This is a genomic window from Mesorhizobium sp. PUT5, assembly GCF_052216645.1.
Taxonomy (GTDB): Bacteria; Pseudomonadota; Alphaproteobacteria; order Rhizobiales; family Rhizobiaceae; genus Mesorhizobium.
In genome coordinates this window covers 3,118,173-3,136,382 of record NZ_JBQOSO010000003.1, presented here as the reverse complement: position 1 = coordinate 3,136,382, position 18,210 = coordinate 3,118,173, and the positions used below count along the sequence as shown (strand labels likewise).

The 18,210-nt window shown below is 66.1% G+C and carries 12 protein-coding genes; 10 read left to right on the top strand and 2 right to left on the bottom strand.

What is annotated here, in order from left to right; translation table 11 throughout:
• Positions 1–281: 281 nt before the first annotated feature.
• The 8 genes from ACTDI4_RS16790 (at position 282) to ACTDI4_RS16755 (ending at position 13,600) form a co-directional block, all read left to right on the top strand.
• A complete protein-coding gene (locus ACTDI4_RS16790) occupies positions 282–2,186 on the top strand; it encodes an autotransporter assembly complex protein TamA (protein ID WP_442842227.1) in 1,905 nt (634 codons plus the stop codon).
• A 3-nt stretch (positions 2,187–2,189) separates the two neighbouring features.
• Complete coding sequence (locus tag ACTDI4_RS16785) at positions 2,190–6,371, top strand: translocation/assembly module TamB domain-containing protein (RefSeq protein WP_442842226.1); 4,182 nt, start codon at positions 2,190–2,192, stop codon at positions 6,369–6,371.
• A 285-nt stretch (positions 6,372–6,656) separates the two neighbouring features.
• A complete protein-coding gene (locus tag ACTDI4_RS16780) occupies positions 6,657–8,312 on the top strand; it encodes an ABC transporter substrate-binding protein (protein WP_442842225.1) in 1,656 nt (551 codons plus the stop codon).
• Positions 8,313–8,417: 105 nt separating this feature from the next.
• Positions 8,418–9,452: an ABC transporter permease gene (locus ACTDI4_RS16775; protein ID WP_442842224.1), complete on the top strand. Its 1,035-nt coding sequence runs from the start codon at positions 8,418–8,420 to the stop codon at positions 9,450–9,452.
• A gap of 9 nt (positions 9,453–9,461) precedes the next feature.
• Positions 9,462–10,616 (top strand): ABC transporter permease, encoded by a 1,155-nt coding sequence (locus ACTDI4_RS16770; RefSeq protein WP_442842223.1) that lies wholly within the window; start codon positions 9,462–9,464, stop codon positions 10,614–10,616.
• 22 nt (positions 10,617–10,638) lie between these two features.
• Entirely contained in the window at positions 10,639–12,777 is a 2,139-nt protein-coding gene (locus ACTDI4_RS16765; protein ID WP_442842222.1) for a dipeptide ABC transporter ATP-binding protein, read from the top strand.
• A gap of 178 nt (positions 12,778–12,955) precedes the next feature.
• Positions 12,956–13,198: a type II toxin-antitoxin system VapB family antitoxin gene (locus ACTDI4_RS16760; RefSeq protein ID WP_442842221.1), complete on the top strand. Its 243-nt coding sequence runs from the start codon at positions 12,956–12,958 to the stop codon at positions 13,196–13,198.
• Positions 13,199–13,201: 3 nt separating this feature from the next.
• Complete coding sequence (locus ACTDI4_RS16755; RefSeq protein ID WP_442842220.1) at positions 13,202–13,600, top strand: type II toxin-antitoxin system VapC family toxin; 399 nt, start codon at positions 13,202–13,204, stop codon at positions 13,598–13,600.
• Positions 13,601–13,621: 21 nt separating this feature from the next.
• Here ACTDI4_RS16755 and ACTDI4_RS16750 read toward each other — a convergent pair whose 3' ends face one another.
• On the bottom strand, positions 13,622–14,206 hold the full coding sequence (locus ACTDI4_RS16750) for a transglycosylase SLT domain-containing protein (protein WP_442842219.1): 585 nt from the start codon (positions 14,204–14,206) through the stop codon (positions 13,622–13,624).
• A 228-nt stretch (positions 14,207–14,434) separates the two neighbouring features.
• On the bottom strand, positions 14,435–15,208 hold the full coding sequence (locus ACTDI4_RS16745) for a VOC family protein (RefSeq protein WP_442842218.1): 774 nt from the start codon (positions 15,206–15,208) through the stop codon (positions 14,435–14,437).
• A 234-nt stretch (positions 15,209–15,442) separates the two neighbouring features.
• Between ACTDI4_RS16745 and ACTDI4_RS16740 the strand changes: the two genes are divergently transcribed.
• Complete coding sequence (locus ACTDI4_RS16740) at positions 15,443–16,822, top strand: NAD(P)-dependent oxidoreductase (protein ID WP_442842217.1); 1,380 nt, start codon at positions 15,443–15,445, stop codon at positions 16,820–16,822.
• A gap of 2 nt (positions 16,823–16,824) precedes the next feature.
• Positions 16,825–18,138 (top strand): NAD-dependent dihydropyrimidine dehydrogenase subunit PreA, encoded by a 1,314-nt coding sequence (gene preA, locus ACTDI4_RS16735; protein ID WP_442842216.1) that lies wholly within the window; start codon positions 16,825–16,827, stop codon positions 18,136–18,138.
• Positions 18,139–18,210 lie beyond the last annotated feature (72 nt).

Here is an 18,210-nt window from a genome sequence, read left to right as displayed (position 1 = left end):
CCCCGCCATGGGCCGCCCGTCCCCATGCGGGCATGTTCAGCCTCGGGTTGCGCTTGTCAACATGGCCGGCCGCTTTCGCGCGGGCCCGGGCTGCGGGACGCCGCCAAAGCCGGGAGTACAGTGGATATCACGCTTTGTTGCAACTTGAAAAGGAGTGTGAATTCCAAGCCGACCCGGATTCAGACATTGGGAAGACGGCTCCTTTACGGCTGTTTCACAAGTTGACTGCAATTTTAGCTTTCACAAGCTAGGGTAGGTAGATGCCGGCGGAGCGTACAAGGATGATTGCGAACAAGGTAGCGCCCCGGCGCGGCCTTTCACGCGCTCTCCTTGCGGCGCTGGTGTGCGTGGGCGCGTCGGTGGGCGCGCGCGAAGCCGCCGCCTTCGAGATCTTCGGCATCAGGTTGTGGGGCTCCTCCGAAAAGGAGGACGCCGACATCGTCGATCCGCTGCGCTATTCGGTCACCATCGAGGTGCCGGGCGCCGATGCCGGGTTGAAGAAGAAGCTGGAGAACACCTCCACGCTCAAGGCCGACGAGGAGCGCCCCGTCTCCGGTTCGCTCGGCCTGCTGGCCAAGGCCCGCTCCGAGCGCGAGCAACTGGTCGCGGCCCTCTACGAGGAGGCCTATTACGAAGGCATCGTCGAAATCCGCATCCAGGGCCGGTTGCTGGACGACCTGCCGCCCGACGCCGAGTTCAAGGGGCAGCAGCCGATCCCCGTCACCGTCACGGTGGAGCCCGGGCGGAAATTCGTGCTCGGCGACATCCGCCTGAAGGGCGACGCCGCGGGCCTGATGGGCGCCGACTACGGGCTGATCGCCGGCGGGGATGCCGGGTCGGCCGACATATTGAAGGCGGAGGCGGCGATCGTGCGCCACCTGAAGGAGGAAGGCCGGCCGCTGGCCAAGGTCACCGATCGCGAGATCGTGGCCGACCACGCCACCTCGACGCTGGACGTGACCCTGACGCTGGCCGCAGGCCCGATCGCCGGCTATGGCGAGACGACGGTGGAGGGCACGAAGGACGTCGACCGCGACTTCACCGCCTACATGACCGGCCTGAAACGGGGAGAGACCTATTCCCCCGCCGAGATCGACCAGGCGCGGGACCGGCTCATGGGGCTGGAGGTGTTCAACAGCGTGACGGTGCGGGAGGAGGACAAGCTCGACGCGCAGGGCGACATCCCCATCGACGTCAACGTCACCGAGCGCAAGCCGCGCTATTTCGGCATCGGCGGCACCTTCTCCAACATCGACGGCCTCGGCGTCGAGGGCTATTGGGGCCACCGCAACCTGTTCGGCCGCGCCGAGAAGCTTCGTATCGACGGGTCCATCAGCGGCATCGGCGCCAACGCGCTGGACAAGCTGAACTACAATGCCGGCATCATGTTCGAGAAGCCCGGCGTGGTCGGGCCGGCCTCCAAGTTCTTCTCGAACATGAAGGTGACCTACGAGCACCCGGACGCCTATGACAGCTTTTCGGTCAAGGGCGATGCGGGCCTGTCCTACGAACTGAGCCGTCACCAGACCGTGTCGGCCGCAGTGGCGCTCGAATATGCCAAGATCACCGATGTGTTCGGCAAGCACGACTACCTGATCGCCTCGGTGCCGCTGCAATATGTCTACGACAACCGCGACAATCGGCTCAACCCGACCAAGGGTTTTCGCGTGCTTGCCTTCGCCGAGCCGAGCTACGACATCCAGAACGGCAACACCTTCGTGAAGCTCAAGGCCGAGGGCTCGGCCTACCAGGCGCTGGACAATGCCGCGAAATTCGTGGTTGCAGGGCGCGTGGCGGGCGGCTCCATCTTCGGCACCTCGCTGATGGACGTGCCCGCCGACCGGCGCTTCTATTCCGGCGGCGGCGGCTCGGTGCGCGGCTACGCCTATCAGGGCATCGGCCCCAAGATCAACGGCACGCCGACCGGCGGCCTTTCCTATTTCGAGACCTCGGCGGAGATGCGCGTCGCGGTCACCGACACGATCGGCATCGTGCCCTTCGTGGATGCCGGCACGGTCTCGGCCGATCGCGTGCCGGACTTCTCCGACATGAAGGTGGGCGCGGGCGTGGGCCTGCGCTATCTCACACCGTTCGGGCCGCTTCGGGTGGATGCGGCCGTGCCGCTGAACCGCGATCCCGGCGACCCGCGCTTCGGTATCTATGCGGGCATCGGCCAGGCGTTCTGAGACATGCTGAAGATCGTGCGGCGCATCATGCGCGTCCTCTTTTTCCTGGTGCTCGCCGTCGTGGCGGCGGGGCTGGGCGCGCTCGTGGTGCTGACCACGCCCGAACGCGGGCGCGACAACCTTGCCGGCATCGTCTCCTCGCTCGCCTCCACCCCGGAGCGCAAGGTGACGATCGGCGGCCTCAGCGGCATCTGGTCGGGCGCGCTGCGGCTCGATCATGTCGTGGTGGCGGACAAGGCGGGCCCCTGGCTGGTGCTGCGGGACGTGGCGGTGGACTGGTCGCCTTCCGCGCTGCTGTCCAGGACCTTCCGCGCCGAACGTGTCGCGGTCGGGCGCATCGAGGCTGCCCGCCTGCCGCAGCAGGAGGAAACCAAGACGGAGCCGGCGAGGTCGTTCTCGCTGCCGGTTTCGGTCGACATCCAGCAGATCGACCTGCCCGACATCGCGCTGGGCGAGGCGCTGGCCGGGGCGGGCATCGCCGAACTGGCCGCCAAGGGGTCGCTGTCGGCCCAGGCTTCGCCGCTGGCGGTCGCCAGCGACCTGACCGTGTCGCGCCGCGACGGCAAGCAGGGCACGATCGCCGCCAGGGTCAATTTCGCGCCGGCAGACGACCGCCTCGACCTCGACGTGAAGGCGTCGGAGCCGCAAGGCGGCATCATCGCCAACCTGCTCGACCTGCCGGGCCAGCCAGCCGTGGACATCGCCCTTTCCGGCAGCGGCCCGCTGGCCGACTGGAACGGCACCGGCAGCTTCGCCATCGACGGCCAGGTGGTGACGCAGCTTTTCGGCCGCCACCAGTTCACGGACAAGGGCAACCGCGTCGAGGCCAAGGGCGACGGCGACTTCGCCCGCTTCGTGCCCGACCGGCTGAAGCCGCTGCTGGCCGGCAAGACGACGTTCGACCTCGCCGGCACGGCGACCACGGCCGGCGGTCTCGACATCGAGCGTGCGACGGTGGAGAGCGGCGCCCTGCACGGCGCGGCCAAGGGCAGCATCAATCCTGCGGGCGCCAGCGACTTCGCGCTGGAATTCACCTCGGTCGGGCCGACCCTGCCGCTTTCGCTGGGCAGCGAGGAGAGCCCCATCGACATCGAGCTGAAATCGGCCTCGCTGCGCGCGCTGGGCGAGGGGCGCAGCCCGGCCATCGACATCGTGCTTTCGGCGGCCAAGGTCGCCACCCGCGACGTCAAGGTCGACAATGTGGCGGTGGCGCTGCATTCTGACGCCTTCGACATCGAAAGCCGCACCGGCCCGATCTCCGGCACGGCGAGCGCCGACCGGATCGGCTTCGACAACCCCGCCGTCGCGCCGCTGATCGCCGGCAAGATCGCGGCCGAGGTCGCCGGCAGGCTGGAGAAGGACACCATCGTCGTCGACAGCGGCTCGATCCGCTCCGACGCGCTGACCGGCGGCTTCGACGGCCACGTCTCGCTGGCCGACGGCTCGATCGAACTGAACGTGAAGGCGGACGCCGCCTCGGCCGCGCTGCCGGCCGCCGCGCGCCCTTTGCTCGCCGCGCGCACCGTGCTCACGGCGGCGCTGAAGCGCGATGCCAATGGCAATGTCAGCGCCGATCGGCTGGAGCTGTCCTCCGGCGCCGTTTCGGCCGGCGGCAAGGCCAGCCTGAGCGACGGCAAGGTCGCCGCAGAGCTGAAGGGCGCGCTGGCCGACGTCTCGCTGCTGTCCAAGGACGCGCAGGGCGCCATCGACCTGTCGGCGACCGCGCAGGGCGACCTGTCGGCGCCCGATGTCTCCGTGACCGTGCAGAGCGGCAAGCTTTCGGTGGCGAACCGCGAGATCACCGGGCTGAGGCTCGACGCGCAGGGGCGCGCGGACCTTGCCAATCCGGCTGCCACGGTCTCGCTTGCAGGCAATGTCGCCGGCCAGAAGCTGACGGGCAATGCCGTGCTGAAGACGGCGGATGGCAAGCGCGCCATCGAAGGGCTTTCGCTGTCGCTCGGCCCGAATCAGGTTTCGGGCGACCTGGCGCTCGATGACGCCTTCCTGCCGGACGGCACGGTGACGTTCAAGCTGCCCGACATCGGCCCGCTGGCCGCGCTTGCGCTGGAGACGGCGGAGGGCGACGTCAACGGCACGGTCCGCTTCTACAAGGACAAGGGCGTGCCGCAACTGGCGCTCAAGGCGAGTGCCGGTTCGGTTAGGCGCGGCGATCTTGCGGTGAAGAACGCCAGCGTGGATGCGCTGGTGGCCGACTATGCCGCCATACCCGCCATTTCCGGCACGGTGCGGGCCGAGGCCGTCAATTCCGGCGGCACCGCAATCACCGGCGTTGCCGTCGATCTCAATCGCGACGGGGAATGGACGGCCTTTTCCGGCGGCGCCACGGTCAGGGACATTCCTGCCAAGGCCGCGGGCCGGGTGAAGGTGGCCGCCGGCACCACCACGGTCGAACTGCGGTCGGGCGAGGCGACCTTCCACGGCGTCAAGGCGGCGATCGCGCGGCCGTCCGCCATCGTCATCGCCGGCGGCACGACGCGGCTGGACAAGTTCGCCATCGGCATCGGCGGCGGCACCGCGACGGTGTCCGGAACGGCCGGCGAAAGGCTCGACCTCGGCGTCGCGCTCGCCGGCGTTCCCGTCTCTGTGGCCAACGCCTTCGCCCCGGGCCTGGATGCCGCCGGCACGGTCTCGGGCAACGTGAAGGTGAGCGGCCCGGCATCCGCCCCCACGGTCGCCTACGACATCACCGGCAGCGGCGTGCAGGTGGCGCAGACCCGCGGCGTCGGCTTCGGTGGTCTGGGCGTCAAGTCCTCCGGCAGTTTCGCCGGCAACAGGCTGACATTCGAGGCCAATGCCAGCGAAGGCTCCGGGCTTGCGCTGAAGGCCGGCGGAACGGTGACCACCGCCGGCACGCCGCAGCTTTCGCTCGACGTCAACGGCGCCGTGCCGTTCGGCTTCCTGGCGGCGAAGCTGGCCGAGCAGGGCCTGTCGCTGACCGGCACGGCCAACGTGGCCGTTCAGGTGCGCGGGCCGGCGACGGCGCCGGTGATCGGCGGCACGGTCAGGGCCTCCGGTGTCCGCTTCGTCGATGCGAAATCCGGCCTTGCCGTCAACGACATCCAGGCGGAGGTGACGCTGGGCAACGGGGTCGCCACCGTCAGCCGGCTCACCGGCACGCTTTCGACGCGCGGCACGCTGACCGCCGGCGGAACCGTGAGCCTGGACGCGGCCAAGGGCTTCCCAGCCGACCTGTCCATCAAGCTGAAGGACGGGCGCTATACCGACGGCAGGGTGGTGACGGCGAACCTTTCCGGCGATCTCGCCGTCAAGGGGCCGCTGGCCACGGCGCCGGCGATCTCCGGCACCGTCGATCTCGGCCGCACCGTCATCACCGTGCCGGAGAGGCTGCCCGGCTCGCTGGCGGCGCTCGACGTCCAGCACAGGAACGCGCCGGCCGCCGTGCGCGCGCAGGACAAGGCCCTCAATCCGGGCAACGGCGGTGCGGGCGGTGGCGGCGGCAGCGGGCTCGGCCTCGACATCACCGTGCGCGCGCCGAACCAGATCTTCGTGCAGGGCAGGGGGCTCGACGCCGAACTGGGCGGCACGCTGAAGCTCACCGGGCCGGCATCGTCGCCGCAGGCGGTGGGGCAGTTCACGCTGAAGCGCGGCCGCCTGGCGCTGCTGGGCAAGCGGCTGAACTTTACCGAAGGCACGCTGACCTTCGCCGGCTCGCTGGTGCCCTACCTGAACCTGACGGCGGAATCGTCGGCCTCCGACGCCACCGTGACGATCACCGTGCAGGGCGAGGCCACCAATCCGAAGTTCAACTTCTCCTCGGTGCCGGCGCTGCCGGAAGACGAGGTGCTGGCGCGGCTGATCTTCGGCCGCGCGATGTCGAGCCTGTCGCCGCTGCAGATCGCGCAACTCGCGGACGCGGCCGCCACGCTGACGGGTGCGGGCGGCTCTTCCTCGCTGCTCAACAAGCTGCGCAACAGCCTGGGCGTCGACGATCTCGACGTCACCACCGACGAGAAGGGCGGCACCGCGGTCTCGGCCGGCAAATATCTCAACGACCGCACCTATCTCAGCATCCAGAAGGGCGACAAGCCCGGCTCCGGCAAGGCGCGCATCGACCTCGATGTCGGGCGCGGGCTGAAATTGCGCGGCGAGGCCAGCGATGCCGGCGAGGCCAAGGGCGGCATTTTCTACGAAAAGGAATATTGAGCGCGCTGCGTTCGGGCCGGCGATCGACTTCCGGCGATCCGGCGCGCGTCGTTTCCACAGAGTTTTCGCGACAAACCGCTGCAGCAGGTTGCGCCGGCCGAATTCGACCGGAATCCCATGTGGGCTAACAGGTTTGCGTCATATCTGTCGCAATCGCGACAATAGGATTTGCCTTGCCGTTGCACATTTTCGGCCAAGTTCCGCTCGCGCCGGTTTTGACATCGGTCGCCGGATGCGGAATGCTAAAAGGCCAAAGGCCAATAACGGGAGCAACGGGAGATAGTTATGCGTTTCTACAAGAATAACAGTGACAAAGTACCGGCCGTGATCGAGGAATTGGCGGCCAGCGCAAGAGCGGGCAAGATGGACCGCCGCGAATTTCTTGCCCTGGCCAGCGTGATGGGCGCTTCGACGGCCATGGCCTATGGCATGCTGGGCGTCGCCCTGCCGACGCCGGCGAAGGCGGAAGAGCCGAAGAAGGGCGGCGTGCTGCGCTGCGCCATGCCGGTCAAGGCGCAGAAGGACCCGCGCAGCTACGACTGGTCGGAACTCGCCAATTGCACCCGCACCTTCCTCGAGCCGCTGGTGAAATACACCCCCGAATACACGTTCGAGCCGATGCTGCTGGAAAGCTGGGAGGTCAATGACGACGCCACCGAATATGTGCTGCATGTGCGCAAGGGCGTGACCTGGAACAACGGCGACGAGTTCAACGCCGACGACGTGATGTTCAACCTGATCCGCTGGTGCGACAAGAGCGCGGAAGGCAACTCGATGGCCGCGCGCATGGGCGGCATGGTCGACGCCACGACCGGCAAGGCCGCCGACGGCGCCATCACCAAGGTCGACGACCATACGATCAAGCTGAAGCTGCCGGCCTCCGACATCTCCATCATCCCGAACTTCGCCGACTATCCGGGCCTTGTGCTGCACCGCGACTTCGAGAAGAACGGCTCCGACATCGTCAAGAACCCGGTGGGCACCGGCGCGTTCGAGCTGGTGTCCTACGACGTCGGCTCCAAGGTGGTGGTGAAGCGCCGCGAGAACGGCAAGTGGTGGGGCGGCGAAGCCTATCTCGACGGCGTCGAGTACATCGACTACGGCAACGACTTCAACGCCTATGTGAACGCCTTCGAAGCCGGCGAGATCGACACCTGCCATCAGACGATGGCGGAGTTCATCGACATCCTGGACGGGATGGGGCTGGTGAAATCGGAGTCCAAGACCTCGACCACCATCACCTGCCGCACCAATGTCGGCCACAAGCCCTACGACGACCAGAAGGTGCGCAACGCCCTGCAGATGGCGGTGGACAACGCCACCGTGCTTCAGTTGGGCTACAACAATCTCGGCTCGGTGGGCGAGAACCACCATGTGGCTCCGATCCACCCCGAATATTACGAGCTGCCGAAGAAGAGCCGCGACATCGAGGGCGCCAAGAAGCTGATGACCGAAGCCGGTCAGATGGACTTCGAGCACGAGCTGATCTCGGTGGACGAGGACTGGCACAAGAACACGGGCGACGCCATCGCCGCCCAGTTGCGCGAGGCCGGCTTCAAGGTCAAGCGCACCATCCTGCCCGGCTCGACCTTCTGGAACGACTGGACGAAATATCCCTATTCGACCACGAACTGGAACATGCGTCCGCTGGGCGTGCAGGTGCTGGCGCTGGGCTACACCTCTGGCGCGGCGTGGAACGAGACGGCCTATTCCAATCCGGAATTCGACAAGAAGCTGGGCGAGGCGCTGGCCATCGCCGATCCGGAGAAGCGCAAGGAAGTGATGAAGGAAGTGGAGCAGATCCTCCAGGATTCCGGCGTCATCATCCAGCCCTTCTGGCTGTCGCTCTATCACCATTCGACGCCGAAGGTGAAGAACAACCCCATGCATCCGACCATGGAAGACAATTACGAGCGGACCTGGCTCGACCCGGACGCCTGAGCGCGGGTTGCCGCGACAATGGGAAAGCCGGGGGCAGAGTCCCGCCGGCTTTCCCTTCCCTTCTGATTTTCAGACGTAAGACCCACGCCTCTAGGAGGGGCCAAGGTGATATCGTTCATAGCGCGGCGCCTGGGCGTCATGGTGTTGACCATGATCTGCCTGACGCTGGTCGTTTTCTATCTCGTCAATCTGGAACCGAACCTGAAGAAGCTCGCGCTGGCGCAGACCAACAGCCGCGCCAGCCAGGCGGAGATCGACAGCTGGCTCGACCGCAACGGCTATCGCGACCCGTTCCTGAAGCGCTATGCGGAATGGATCGGGGTGTGGCCCAAGCAGCCGGCGCGCGATACGGCGGGAAATCCCATCCCCCGTTTCAACTATTGCGGCGAAAGCGCCGTGCCCCAGTTCTCCGGCGTGCTGCAGGGCGACTTCGGCTGCTCCACCAAATTCCGCACCACCGTGGCGGCCAAGCTGTTCCCGGCGCTGGGCGCCACCGCGATCCTGATGTTCTGGGTCATGGTGTGCATGATCCCCGGGGCGCTCATCATCGGCGTGCTGGCCGGCATGCGCGAGGGCTCGCGCACCGACCGCACGCTTTCGGTGATTTCCATCGCCACGACGGCCACGCCGGAATATGTCTCGGGCGTCATCTTCACCGTCATCTTCGCCACCTGGCTCGGCTGGCTGAACGGCTCGGCCGCCAGCGCCACGTTCCAGGGCATCACCTTCGTCAATTTCGCGCTGCCGGTGATGACGCTGGCCATCTACGGCATGGGCTACATCGCGCGCATGACGCGCGCCTCCATGGTGGAGGTGATGACGGCGCAATATATCCGCACCGCCCGGCTGAAGGGGCTGAGCTTTCCGGCAGTGGTGATGAAACACGCGCTGCGCAACGCGCTGATCGCGCCTTTCACCGTCATCATGCTGCAGTTCCCCTGGCTTCTCACCGGCGTGGTGGTGGTGGAAATCATGTTCCGTTACCAGGGGTTCGGCTATACTCTGGTGGAGGCGGCCGGCAACAACGACATCGACCTTTTGCTCGGCTGCTCACTGGTGTCGGTGTTCATCGTGCTGATCACTCAGCTCATCTCTGACGTGGGCTACGCCTACCTCAACCCGCGTATCCGCGTGCAGTAGGGGGCTGACATGGAGTTTCTTTCAGGCCCCGAGATCGTGCTGCACATCGTGGCGTACCGGCTTTGGCCGGTATGGCTGGCGCTGGCGCTGGTGATGGGTGCGAGCTGGCGCTGGCGCAAGTCGCTGGGCCTCTACGGCCAGCTCTACGACACCGGCGTGGGGATAGCCGGCATCTTCATCCTCGGCTTCTGGCTGTTCGCGGCCATCTTCTCGCGCTACATTTCGCCCTTCAACCCGCTCGAGCAGATTGCGGTGATGAAGAACGCGCTGCCGGGCGCCATCGAGCCGGGCAGCGGCGAAGCCTACCTGCTGGGCGGCGACAAGCTGGCGCGCGACGTGTTCAGCCGGGTGATCGACGGCAGCCGCGTGGTGCTGCTGATCGCGCCGCTGGCCACGCTGGTGGCGCTCACCGTCGGCATCACGCTGGGCCTGCCGGCCGGCTATTTCGGCCGGAAGACGGATTCGCTTCTCTCCTTCCTGGCCAATCTCGTGCTGGCCTTCCCGGTCATTCTCCTGTTCTACCTGCTGGTGTCGCCCGAGATCATGCAGACGGGGCTGCCGCGCGCCACGGCCGGCGTGTTCTTCGCCTTTCCGGTGATCCTGGGCGCGCTCGCCTTCTTCACGCGCTACTCAGGCCGGCCGCTGCTTCTGGCCATCCAGCTCCTGATCGTGCTGGCCATCACCTATTGGCTCTACTCCACCTTCGTCTTCTACCGTGATCCGTTCGGGCTGATCCAGGTGACGCCCTCGGTGCTGAACATATTCGTGGCCGTGGTGTTCGCCTCCTCGCCGGGCGTCTTCCGCATCGTGCGCGGGCTGACCATGGACATCAAGACGCGCGACTATGTGGCCGCCGCCCAGACGCGCGGCGAGAACCCCTGGTACATCATGGTATGGGAGGTGCTGCCCAATGCGCGCGGGCCGCTGATCGTCGATGCGTGCCTGCGCATCGGCTACACCACCATACTGCTCGGCACGCTGGGCTTCTTCGGCCTCGGCATGCCGCCCGAGAGCCCCGACTGGGGCACCACCATCAAGGACGCCAGCCAGCTCCTGCGCGCCTATGTGCATCCTGCGCTGCCGCCGGCGATCGCGCTGATGTCCTTCGTGCTGGGCCTCAACCTGCTTGCGGACGCGCTGCGCGAGCAGTCGATGAAGGATTGATTTCACAGGATTGGAACGACCCATGAACGAGGCAGTTCGAGATCCCGCCGGGCCCATCATCGAGATCGAAAACCTGTCGATCTCCTTCTTTACCCGCAGGGGCGAGATTCCGGCGGTGATGGATTTTTCCTGCACGGTCATGCCCGGCGAGGCCATGGGCATCGTCGGCGAGAGCGGCTGCGGCAAGTCCACCGTGTCGCTCGGCATCATGCGCGACCTGTCCAATGTCGGCAAGATCGTCGGCGGCCGCATCCTGTTCAAGGGCCGCGACATGGGCGAGATGAGCGAGGAGGAACTGCGCTCGGTCCGCGGCAACGAGATCGCCATGATCTACCAGGAGCCGATGGCGAGCCTCAACCCGGCCATGAAGATCGGCCGGCAGCTCATGGAAGTGCCGCTGCTGCACGACAAGGTGTCGAAGGACGAAGCCTGGCGCCGCGCGCTGGAGATGGTGCGGGCGGTGAAGCTGCCCGACCCGGAACGCATGATGCGCTCGTTCCCGCACCAGCTCTCGGGCGGCCAGCAGCAGCGCATCGTCATCGCCATGGCGCTTTTGTCCAACCCGGCGCTGCTGCTGCTGGACGAGCCGACCACCGCGCTGGACGTGACGGTGGAGGCCGGTATCGTCGATCTGGTGAAGGGGCTGGGCGCGCGGTTCGGCACCTCGATGATCTTCGTGTCGCACAATCTCGGGCTCATCCTGGAAACCTGCGACAGGATCACGGTGATGTATTCGGGCGAGGCGGTGGAGACCGGGCGGATCGAGGACGTGTTCGACCGCATGCGCCATCCCTACACGCAAGGTCTGTTCCGCTCCATTCCGCTGCCCGGGGCCGACAAGCACGAGCGGCCGCTGATCGCCATTCCGGGCCAGTTGCCGCTGCCACAGGAACGGCCGCTGGGCTGCAATTTCGGCCCGCGCTGCCAGCATTTCGTCGACGGCGTCTGCAATGTCGCCGACATCCCCATGATACCGGTGGAGGGGCATGACGGCCATTTTTCGCGCTGCGTGCGCTTCAACGAGATCGACTGGTCGGAATTGCCCCCCGGGGCGGGCAAGGAAAGCGAGCCGGTGGTGCCCGGCAAGCCGATGCTGAAGGTCGATCACCTGAAGAAATACTACCAGGTTGGCGCCGGCGGCGTGTTCGGCGGCGGCGAGGGCCGCACCGTCAAGGCCAACGAGACGATCACCTTCGAGGCGCGCGAAAGCGAGACCGTGGCGATCGTGGGCGAGAGCGGCTGCGGCAAGTCCACGCTGGCCAAGGTGCTGCTGGGGCTGGAGACGGCGAGTTCGGGCACCGTCACGCTCAACGATGTCGAAATCCAGGCCACCGGCGTGGAAAGCCGCGACGTGGAGACGGTCTCGGCCATCCAGATGGTGTTCCAGAACCCGTTCGATACGCTCAATCCCAGCCACACGGTCGGCTCGCAGATCATCCGCACGCTGGAGAAGTTCAAGGTCGGGGCCAACCCGGCCGAGCGGCGCCAGCGCATGCTGGAGCTGCTCGATCTGGTGAAGCTGCCGCGGGCGTTCGCCGAGCGCAAGCCGCGCCAGCTTTCCGGCGGGCAGAAGCAGCGCATCGGTGTGGCGCGCGCCTTTGCCGGCGAGGCCAAGGTCGTCGTGGCCGACGAGCCGGTCTCGGCGCTGGACGTTTCGGTGCAGGCGGCCGTCACCGAGCTTCTGATGGACATCCAGCGCCGCAACAAGACGACGATGCTGTTCATTTCCCACGACCTTTCGGTGGTGCGCTACATTGCCGACCGCGTCGTGGTCATGTATCTGGGCCACATCGTGGAGCAGGGCACCACCGACCAGATCTTCTCGCCGCCCTACCACCCCTATACGGAAGCGCTGCTGTCGGCGATCCCGATCGCCGACACCTCGGTGGTGAAGAAGCACATCGTGCTGGAAGGCGACATTCCCTCGGCCATGGACCCGCCCTCGGGCTGCCCGTTCCAGACGCGCTGCGGCTACAAGCATCTGGTGCCGGACAACCGCTGCGAGAAGGAATTGCCGCCGCTCAAGGACCTCGGCGGCGGCCACCAGAGCCTGTGCTGGCTGTCCGACGAGGTGCTGGCGAAGATGGAGCCGGTGATCCGCTTCGCCAAGGACGCGCCTGCCGCGGGCGGGAAGAAAAGCGCGGCGCCCGACGCCGGCTGAACCGGCTTCCGGCTGAAGATCAACGCGGCGTCCGCGTGCATGATGCCGAGGACATCCGTTGTGCTCAACCAAAGCCCATCGGAGTGCGGGCGCCGGATGTTCGCTTTGCGTTCCTTTTTTCTACATGCTACACTTAACGCGTGTACAAAATTATGGCCCAAATCTAGTTGTGGTGTGCATGATGGCTATACACGTTAAAGATGATGAGACCGACTGGCTTGTTCGGGATTTCGCCCGCCGCCGCGGTGTTGGCATTACCGCCGCGATAAAGCTTGCCATCGAGGAGGCGACTGAAAAGGAGCAGGTGAGCGTTGAGTTGGCCAAGCAGCGGCTGGAACCCATCTGGCAGCAGGTCCGCGCCATGAAATCTCCCCAGCCGCACGATCACAGGCGTTTCGTTGACGAAATGTGGAAGGACTGACCCATGTATCTCGAGCCTTCGGCGCTCGTGGGAATCCTGTTGGAGGAGCCGGACCGGGATCAACTGTTGGCCAAGCTGGTGCAGGCGGAGCGCCCCGTCATGTCGGTGGTCGGGCAGGTCGAAGCGGCGCTTTCGTTTGGCAAGTCGATCGGGGACTATGCCGTGGCGGGCAGCATTGTAGCCGAGACGATCGATCGGCTGGGGGTCGAGGTGGCGGCCGTTCCGTCGGACATATTCGGCGATGTCATCATCTGCTACGCGCGATATGGACGCGGGACCGGGCACAGCGCCAAGCTGAATTTTGGCGATTGCTTTTCCTATGTCATGGCCAAGCGCCTGGCGGATGGCCTTATTCTTTTCAAGAGCGGCGATTTTTCGAAAACAGATCTTACGCCCGCGTGAAGTCTGCGGGCTGCCCTGGCCCTAACGGCACTGTTGAAGCTGCGCGGCGTAGCGGCGGGCCATCTGGTCGGTGGAGCGGGCGTAATTCTGTATGCCCGAATTGCCGCGCCAGGCGCCGCGCTTGTAGCCGTTCCAGCCCAGATAATAGGCAAGATAGAGGTTGTAGGTGTCGTTCCTTGCCACGCCCAGGCTGTCGGACGTCTTGGAATGATACCAGCCGACGAAGTTGACGGCGTCGGCGAAGTTGGTGCGGCGGGCGGTGAAATTGCTGCTTTCGCGCACATATTGCGCCCAGGTGCCGTCGAGCGCCTGCGAGTAGCCGTAGGCGCTCGACTGGCGCTTCCACGGAATGAAGCCGAGCAGCTTGGTGCGCGGCGGCCGCGCGTTGCCCTTGAAGCCGGATTCCTTGCGCACCGTGGCCATCAGGACGGGCACCGGAACGCCATATCTGCGCTCGGTGCGCTCGGCCGCTGAGCGCCAGTTGTTGAACCAGCCGTCGCGCTGGTCGAACACGGCGCAGACGTCGTTGATGCGCGAGGGAGCCGTGGCGCAGGCCGAAAGCGACAGCGCCAGGCCGGCGGCCAGAGCGAGACGAAAAGCCGGCAACTTTTCGGGGAAATATTCTAAAACTCGACTAAAATCGACGCGGAACATGCCGCGAGAATTAGCCGCCAATCATAAAAAGAGTCTTGCCGGCCGTCTTAACCAATGCGGCCGGATCGAGGGGCAGGCCCGAAACCGGCGGGTTCCGCAAACTTGCCCCCGCCCCCTTGCGGGCAGGGGCAGGGGCAGGAGCAGGGGCGGGCATGACGGCGCCGGAAGAAGCGCGGACGATTACCGCTTCGGCGCCACGAGGGCGAAATGCGCGCCCTGCGGGTCCTGGCACTGGACCACCCATTGGCCGCCGGGCACCTCCATCGGCCCCATCAGCACCTTGCCGCCCTTGTCGGCGACGCTCTTGGCCGCGGCGTCGATGCCGGGCACGTTGAAGTAGAACTGCCAGGCGGAATTGGGGACCTGCGGCGGCTTGTTCATCATGCCGCCGATCGCTTCGCCGCCGGCCGCGAAGAGCTGGTAGATGCCCATCTCGCCCATGTCCACCTCGCGGTCCTTGGTCCAGCCGAACTGGCTGGAGTAGAAGTCGAAGGCCTTGCGCCAATCGCTGGTGTAAAGCTCGTGCCAACCGATGCTGCCGGGCGTGCCGGCCGGAATCGGCGGCATGTCGGGGCCGTTCGGCTGCAGCAGGTTGAACACCGCGCCCTGCGGATCGGCCACAACGGAAAAGCGGCCGACGCCGGGAATGTCGTCCGGTGCGCGCCAGACCTTGCCGCCGGCCTTTTTCACGGCGTCCGTGGCTGCGTCGGTGTCGCGGGCATGGATATAGCCGACCCAGGCCGGGTGCATGTCCGGACCTGCCTCAGCCGGAATTTTCATGATGCCACCGACGCCGCGCTCGCCGGCATTCATGACGACGTAGCGCGGCATGCCGGCGCTGCCTGCGAAATCCTGCGGCCGCCAGCCGACCACGGCGGCATAGAAGTCGCTCGCAGCGTCGATGTCCTTGGTCATCAGTTCGTACCAGAAGAAGGAAGTGGGGGAGTTGGCCATTGCGTTCTCCTTGCGTTTCGGACCGCGCGGGCCCGATCTTTCCAGGACGGCTTCGGGTAAAGGGAACCGACAGTGCGGACAAAATATGAAGGCGCAGAGACAACAGCAAATCATGATGGAAACTGTCATGTTTTTGCCCAGTCAAAACAATGACTTATGTGAAATTTGACCGATTGATAAAAAAATAAAACGTGCTAGCCTTCGACAAAACATAACAACAATGGGGAATGCGAAATGGCGACTGGTCATTTCAAGGAAGGCATCGTCGGCGGCCGTCTGCCGATTGAGCAATACGAGGACAATTTCTCGGACCTGCACCCGCCGCTCGGCGATCACGAGGCGCTGGTCGAGGCGGATCGCTGCTATTTCTGCTACGATGCGCCGTGCATGCACGCCTGCCCGACCTCCATCGACATACCGATGTTCATCCGGCAGATCGCCACCGGCAACCCGCTCGGCTCGGCCAAGACCATCTTCGACCAGAACATCCTCGGCGGCATGTGCGCCCGCGTCTGCCCCACCGAGACGCTGTGCGAGGAGGCCTGCGTGCGCGAGACGGCGGAAGGCAAGCCGGTGCAGATCGGCCGGCTGCAGCGCTACGCCACCGACGTCGCGATCGAGGAGGACAAGCAGTTCTACACCAGAGCGGCCCCCACGGGCAGGAAGGTGGCCGTCGTCGGCGCCGGTCCGGCGGGCCTGGCCTGCGCGCACCGGCTGGCCCTCCACGGCCATGACGTGACCGTGTTCGAGGCCAGGCCGAAGCCCGGCGGCCTCAACGAATACGGCATCGCCGCCTACAAGAGCACCGACGACTTCGCTCAGGCCGAGGTGGACTACGTGACCGCCATCGGCGGCATCGCCATCGAGAACGGCAAGGCGCTCGGCCGCAACGTCCATCTGGCCGAATTGGCCTCGACATATGACGCCGTGTTCCTCGGCATGGGGCTCGGCGGGGTCAACGCGCTGCGCGCCGACGGCGAGGATGCCGACGGCGTCGCCAATGCGGTCGATTTCATCGCCGAACTGCGCCAGGCGAGCGACCTCGGCAGCCTGCCGGTGGGGCGGCGCGTCGTCGTCATCGGCGGCGGCATGACGGCCGTCGACGCGGCCGTGCAGTCCAAGCTGCTCGGCGCCGAGGAGGTGACGATCTGCTACCGCCGCGGCCAGGAGCACATGAACGCATCCGGCTTCGAGCAGGATCTGGCCGCCGCCAACGGCGTGACCATCCGCCATTGGCTGCAGCCCAGGCGCGTCGTCTCCGAAGGCGGCAGGGTCACGGGCATCGAGCTGGAATACACGGCGATGGACGGCGACCGGCTTGCCGGCACCGGCGAACTGCTCACGCTGGCCGCCGACCAGGTGTTCAAGGCCATCGGCCAGAGCTTTGTCCCTGTCGCGCTGAACGGATCGGGGGCGGGAATCGAACTGGAAGGCGGCCGCATCAAGGTGGACGGCGAAGGCCGCACCTCCATGGCCAAGGTGTGGGCCGGCGGCGACTGCGTGCGCGCCGGCGAGGACCTGACCGTGACGTCCGTGGCGCAAGGCCGCGACGCGGCTGAAAGCATCCACCGGGCACTTTCCTCCGGCACTGCGGCCTCGAACGGGAGGGCATGAGCATGGCAGACATCCGCAACGATTTCGTCGGCATCAAGTCGCCCAACCCGTTCTGGCTGGCCTCGGCGCCGCCCACCGACAAGGCCTACAATGTGGAGCGCGCCTTCAAGGCGGGCTGGGGCGGCGTGGTGTGGAAGACGCTGGGGTCCGAAGGCCCGCCGGTGGTCAATGTCAACGGCCCGCGCTACGGCGCGATCTGGGGCGCGGACCGGCGCCTGCTCGGGCTCAACAATATCGAGCTGATCACCGACCGCGACCTGCAGACCAACCTGCGCGAGATGAAGCAGGTCAAGATGAACTGGCCGGACCGGGCGCTGGTGGCCTCCATCATGGTGCCCTGCGTGGAAGAGGAGTGGAAGGCGATCCTGCCGCTGGTGGAGGAGACCGGCGCCGACGGCATAGAGCTGAACTTCGGCTGCCCGCACGGCATGAGCGAGCGCGGCATGGGCTCGGCGGTCGGCCAGGTGCCCGAATATATCGAAATGGTGGTGCGCTGGTGCAAGCAGTACACGCGCATGCCGGTCATCACCAAGCTGACGCCCAACATCACCGACATCCGCAAGCCGGCGCGCGCGGCCAAGGCCGGCGGCACCGATGCGGTGTCGCTCATCAACACCATCAACTCCATCACCGGGGTGGATCTCGACTCGTTCTCGCCCGAGCCCTCCATCGGCGGCAAGGGCAGCCACGGCGGCTATTGCGGGCCGGCGGTGAAGCCGATCGCGCTCAACATGGTGGCCGAGATCGCGCGCGACGCCGAGACCGCGGGCCTGCCCATCTCCGGCATAGGCGGGGTGACGACGTGGCGCGACGCGGCCGAGTTCCTGGCGCTGGGCGCCGGCAACGTGCAGGTGTGCACGGCGGCCATGACCTACGGCTTCAAGGTCGTGCAGGAGATGATCGCCGGCCTGGAAAACTGGATGGACGAGAAGGGCCACCGCTCGCTCTCCGACATCGTCGGACGGGCCACGCCCAACGTCACCGACTGGAAGTATCTCAACCTCAACTACATCGCCAAGGCCCGCATCGACCAGGACGCCTGCATCAAGTGCGGGCGCTGCCACATCGCCTGCGAGGACACGTCGCATCAGGCGATTACGGCCATGGTCGACGGCGTGCGCCACTTCGAGGTGCTGGAAGAGGAATGCGTGGGCTGCAATCTGTGCGTCAACGTCTGCCCGGTGGAAGGCTGCATCACCATGGTGCCGCTGGCCGTCGGCGAGATGGACAAGCGCACCGGCCAGCCGGTCTCGCCGGTCTACGCCAACTGGACCACGCACCCCAACAACCCCATGGCCAGGCAGGCCGCGGAATAGTTCCTCCCGGGTCAGGCGGGCCGTCCGGGGGGGAATGGCTTCGCCTGCGGTGCGGCCACTTTTTTCAGGAGG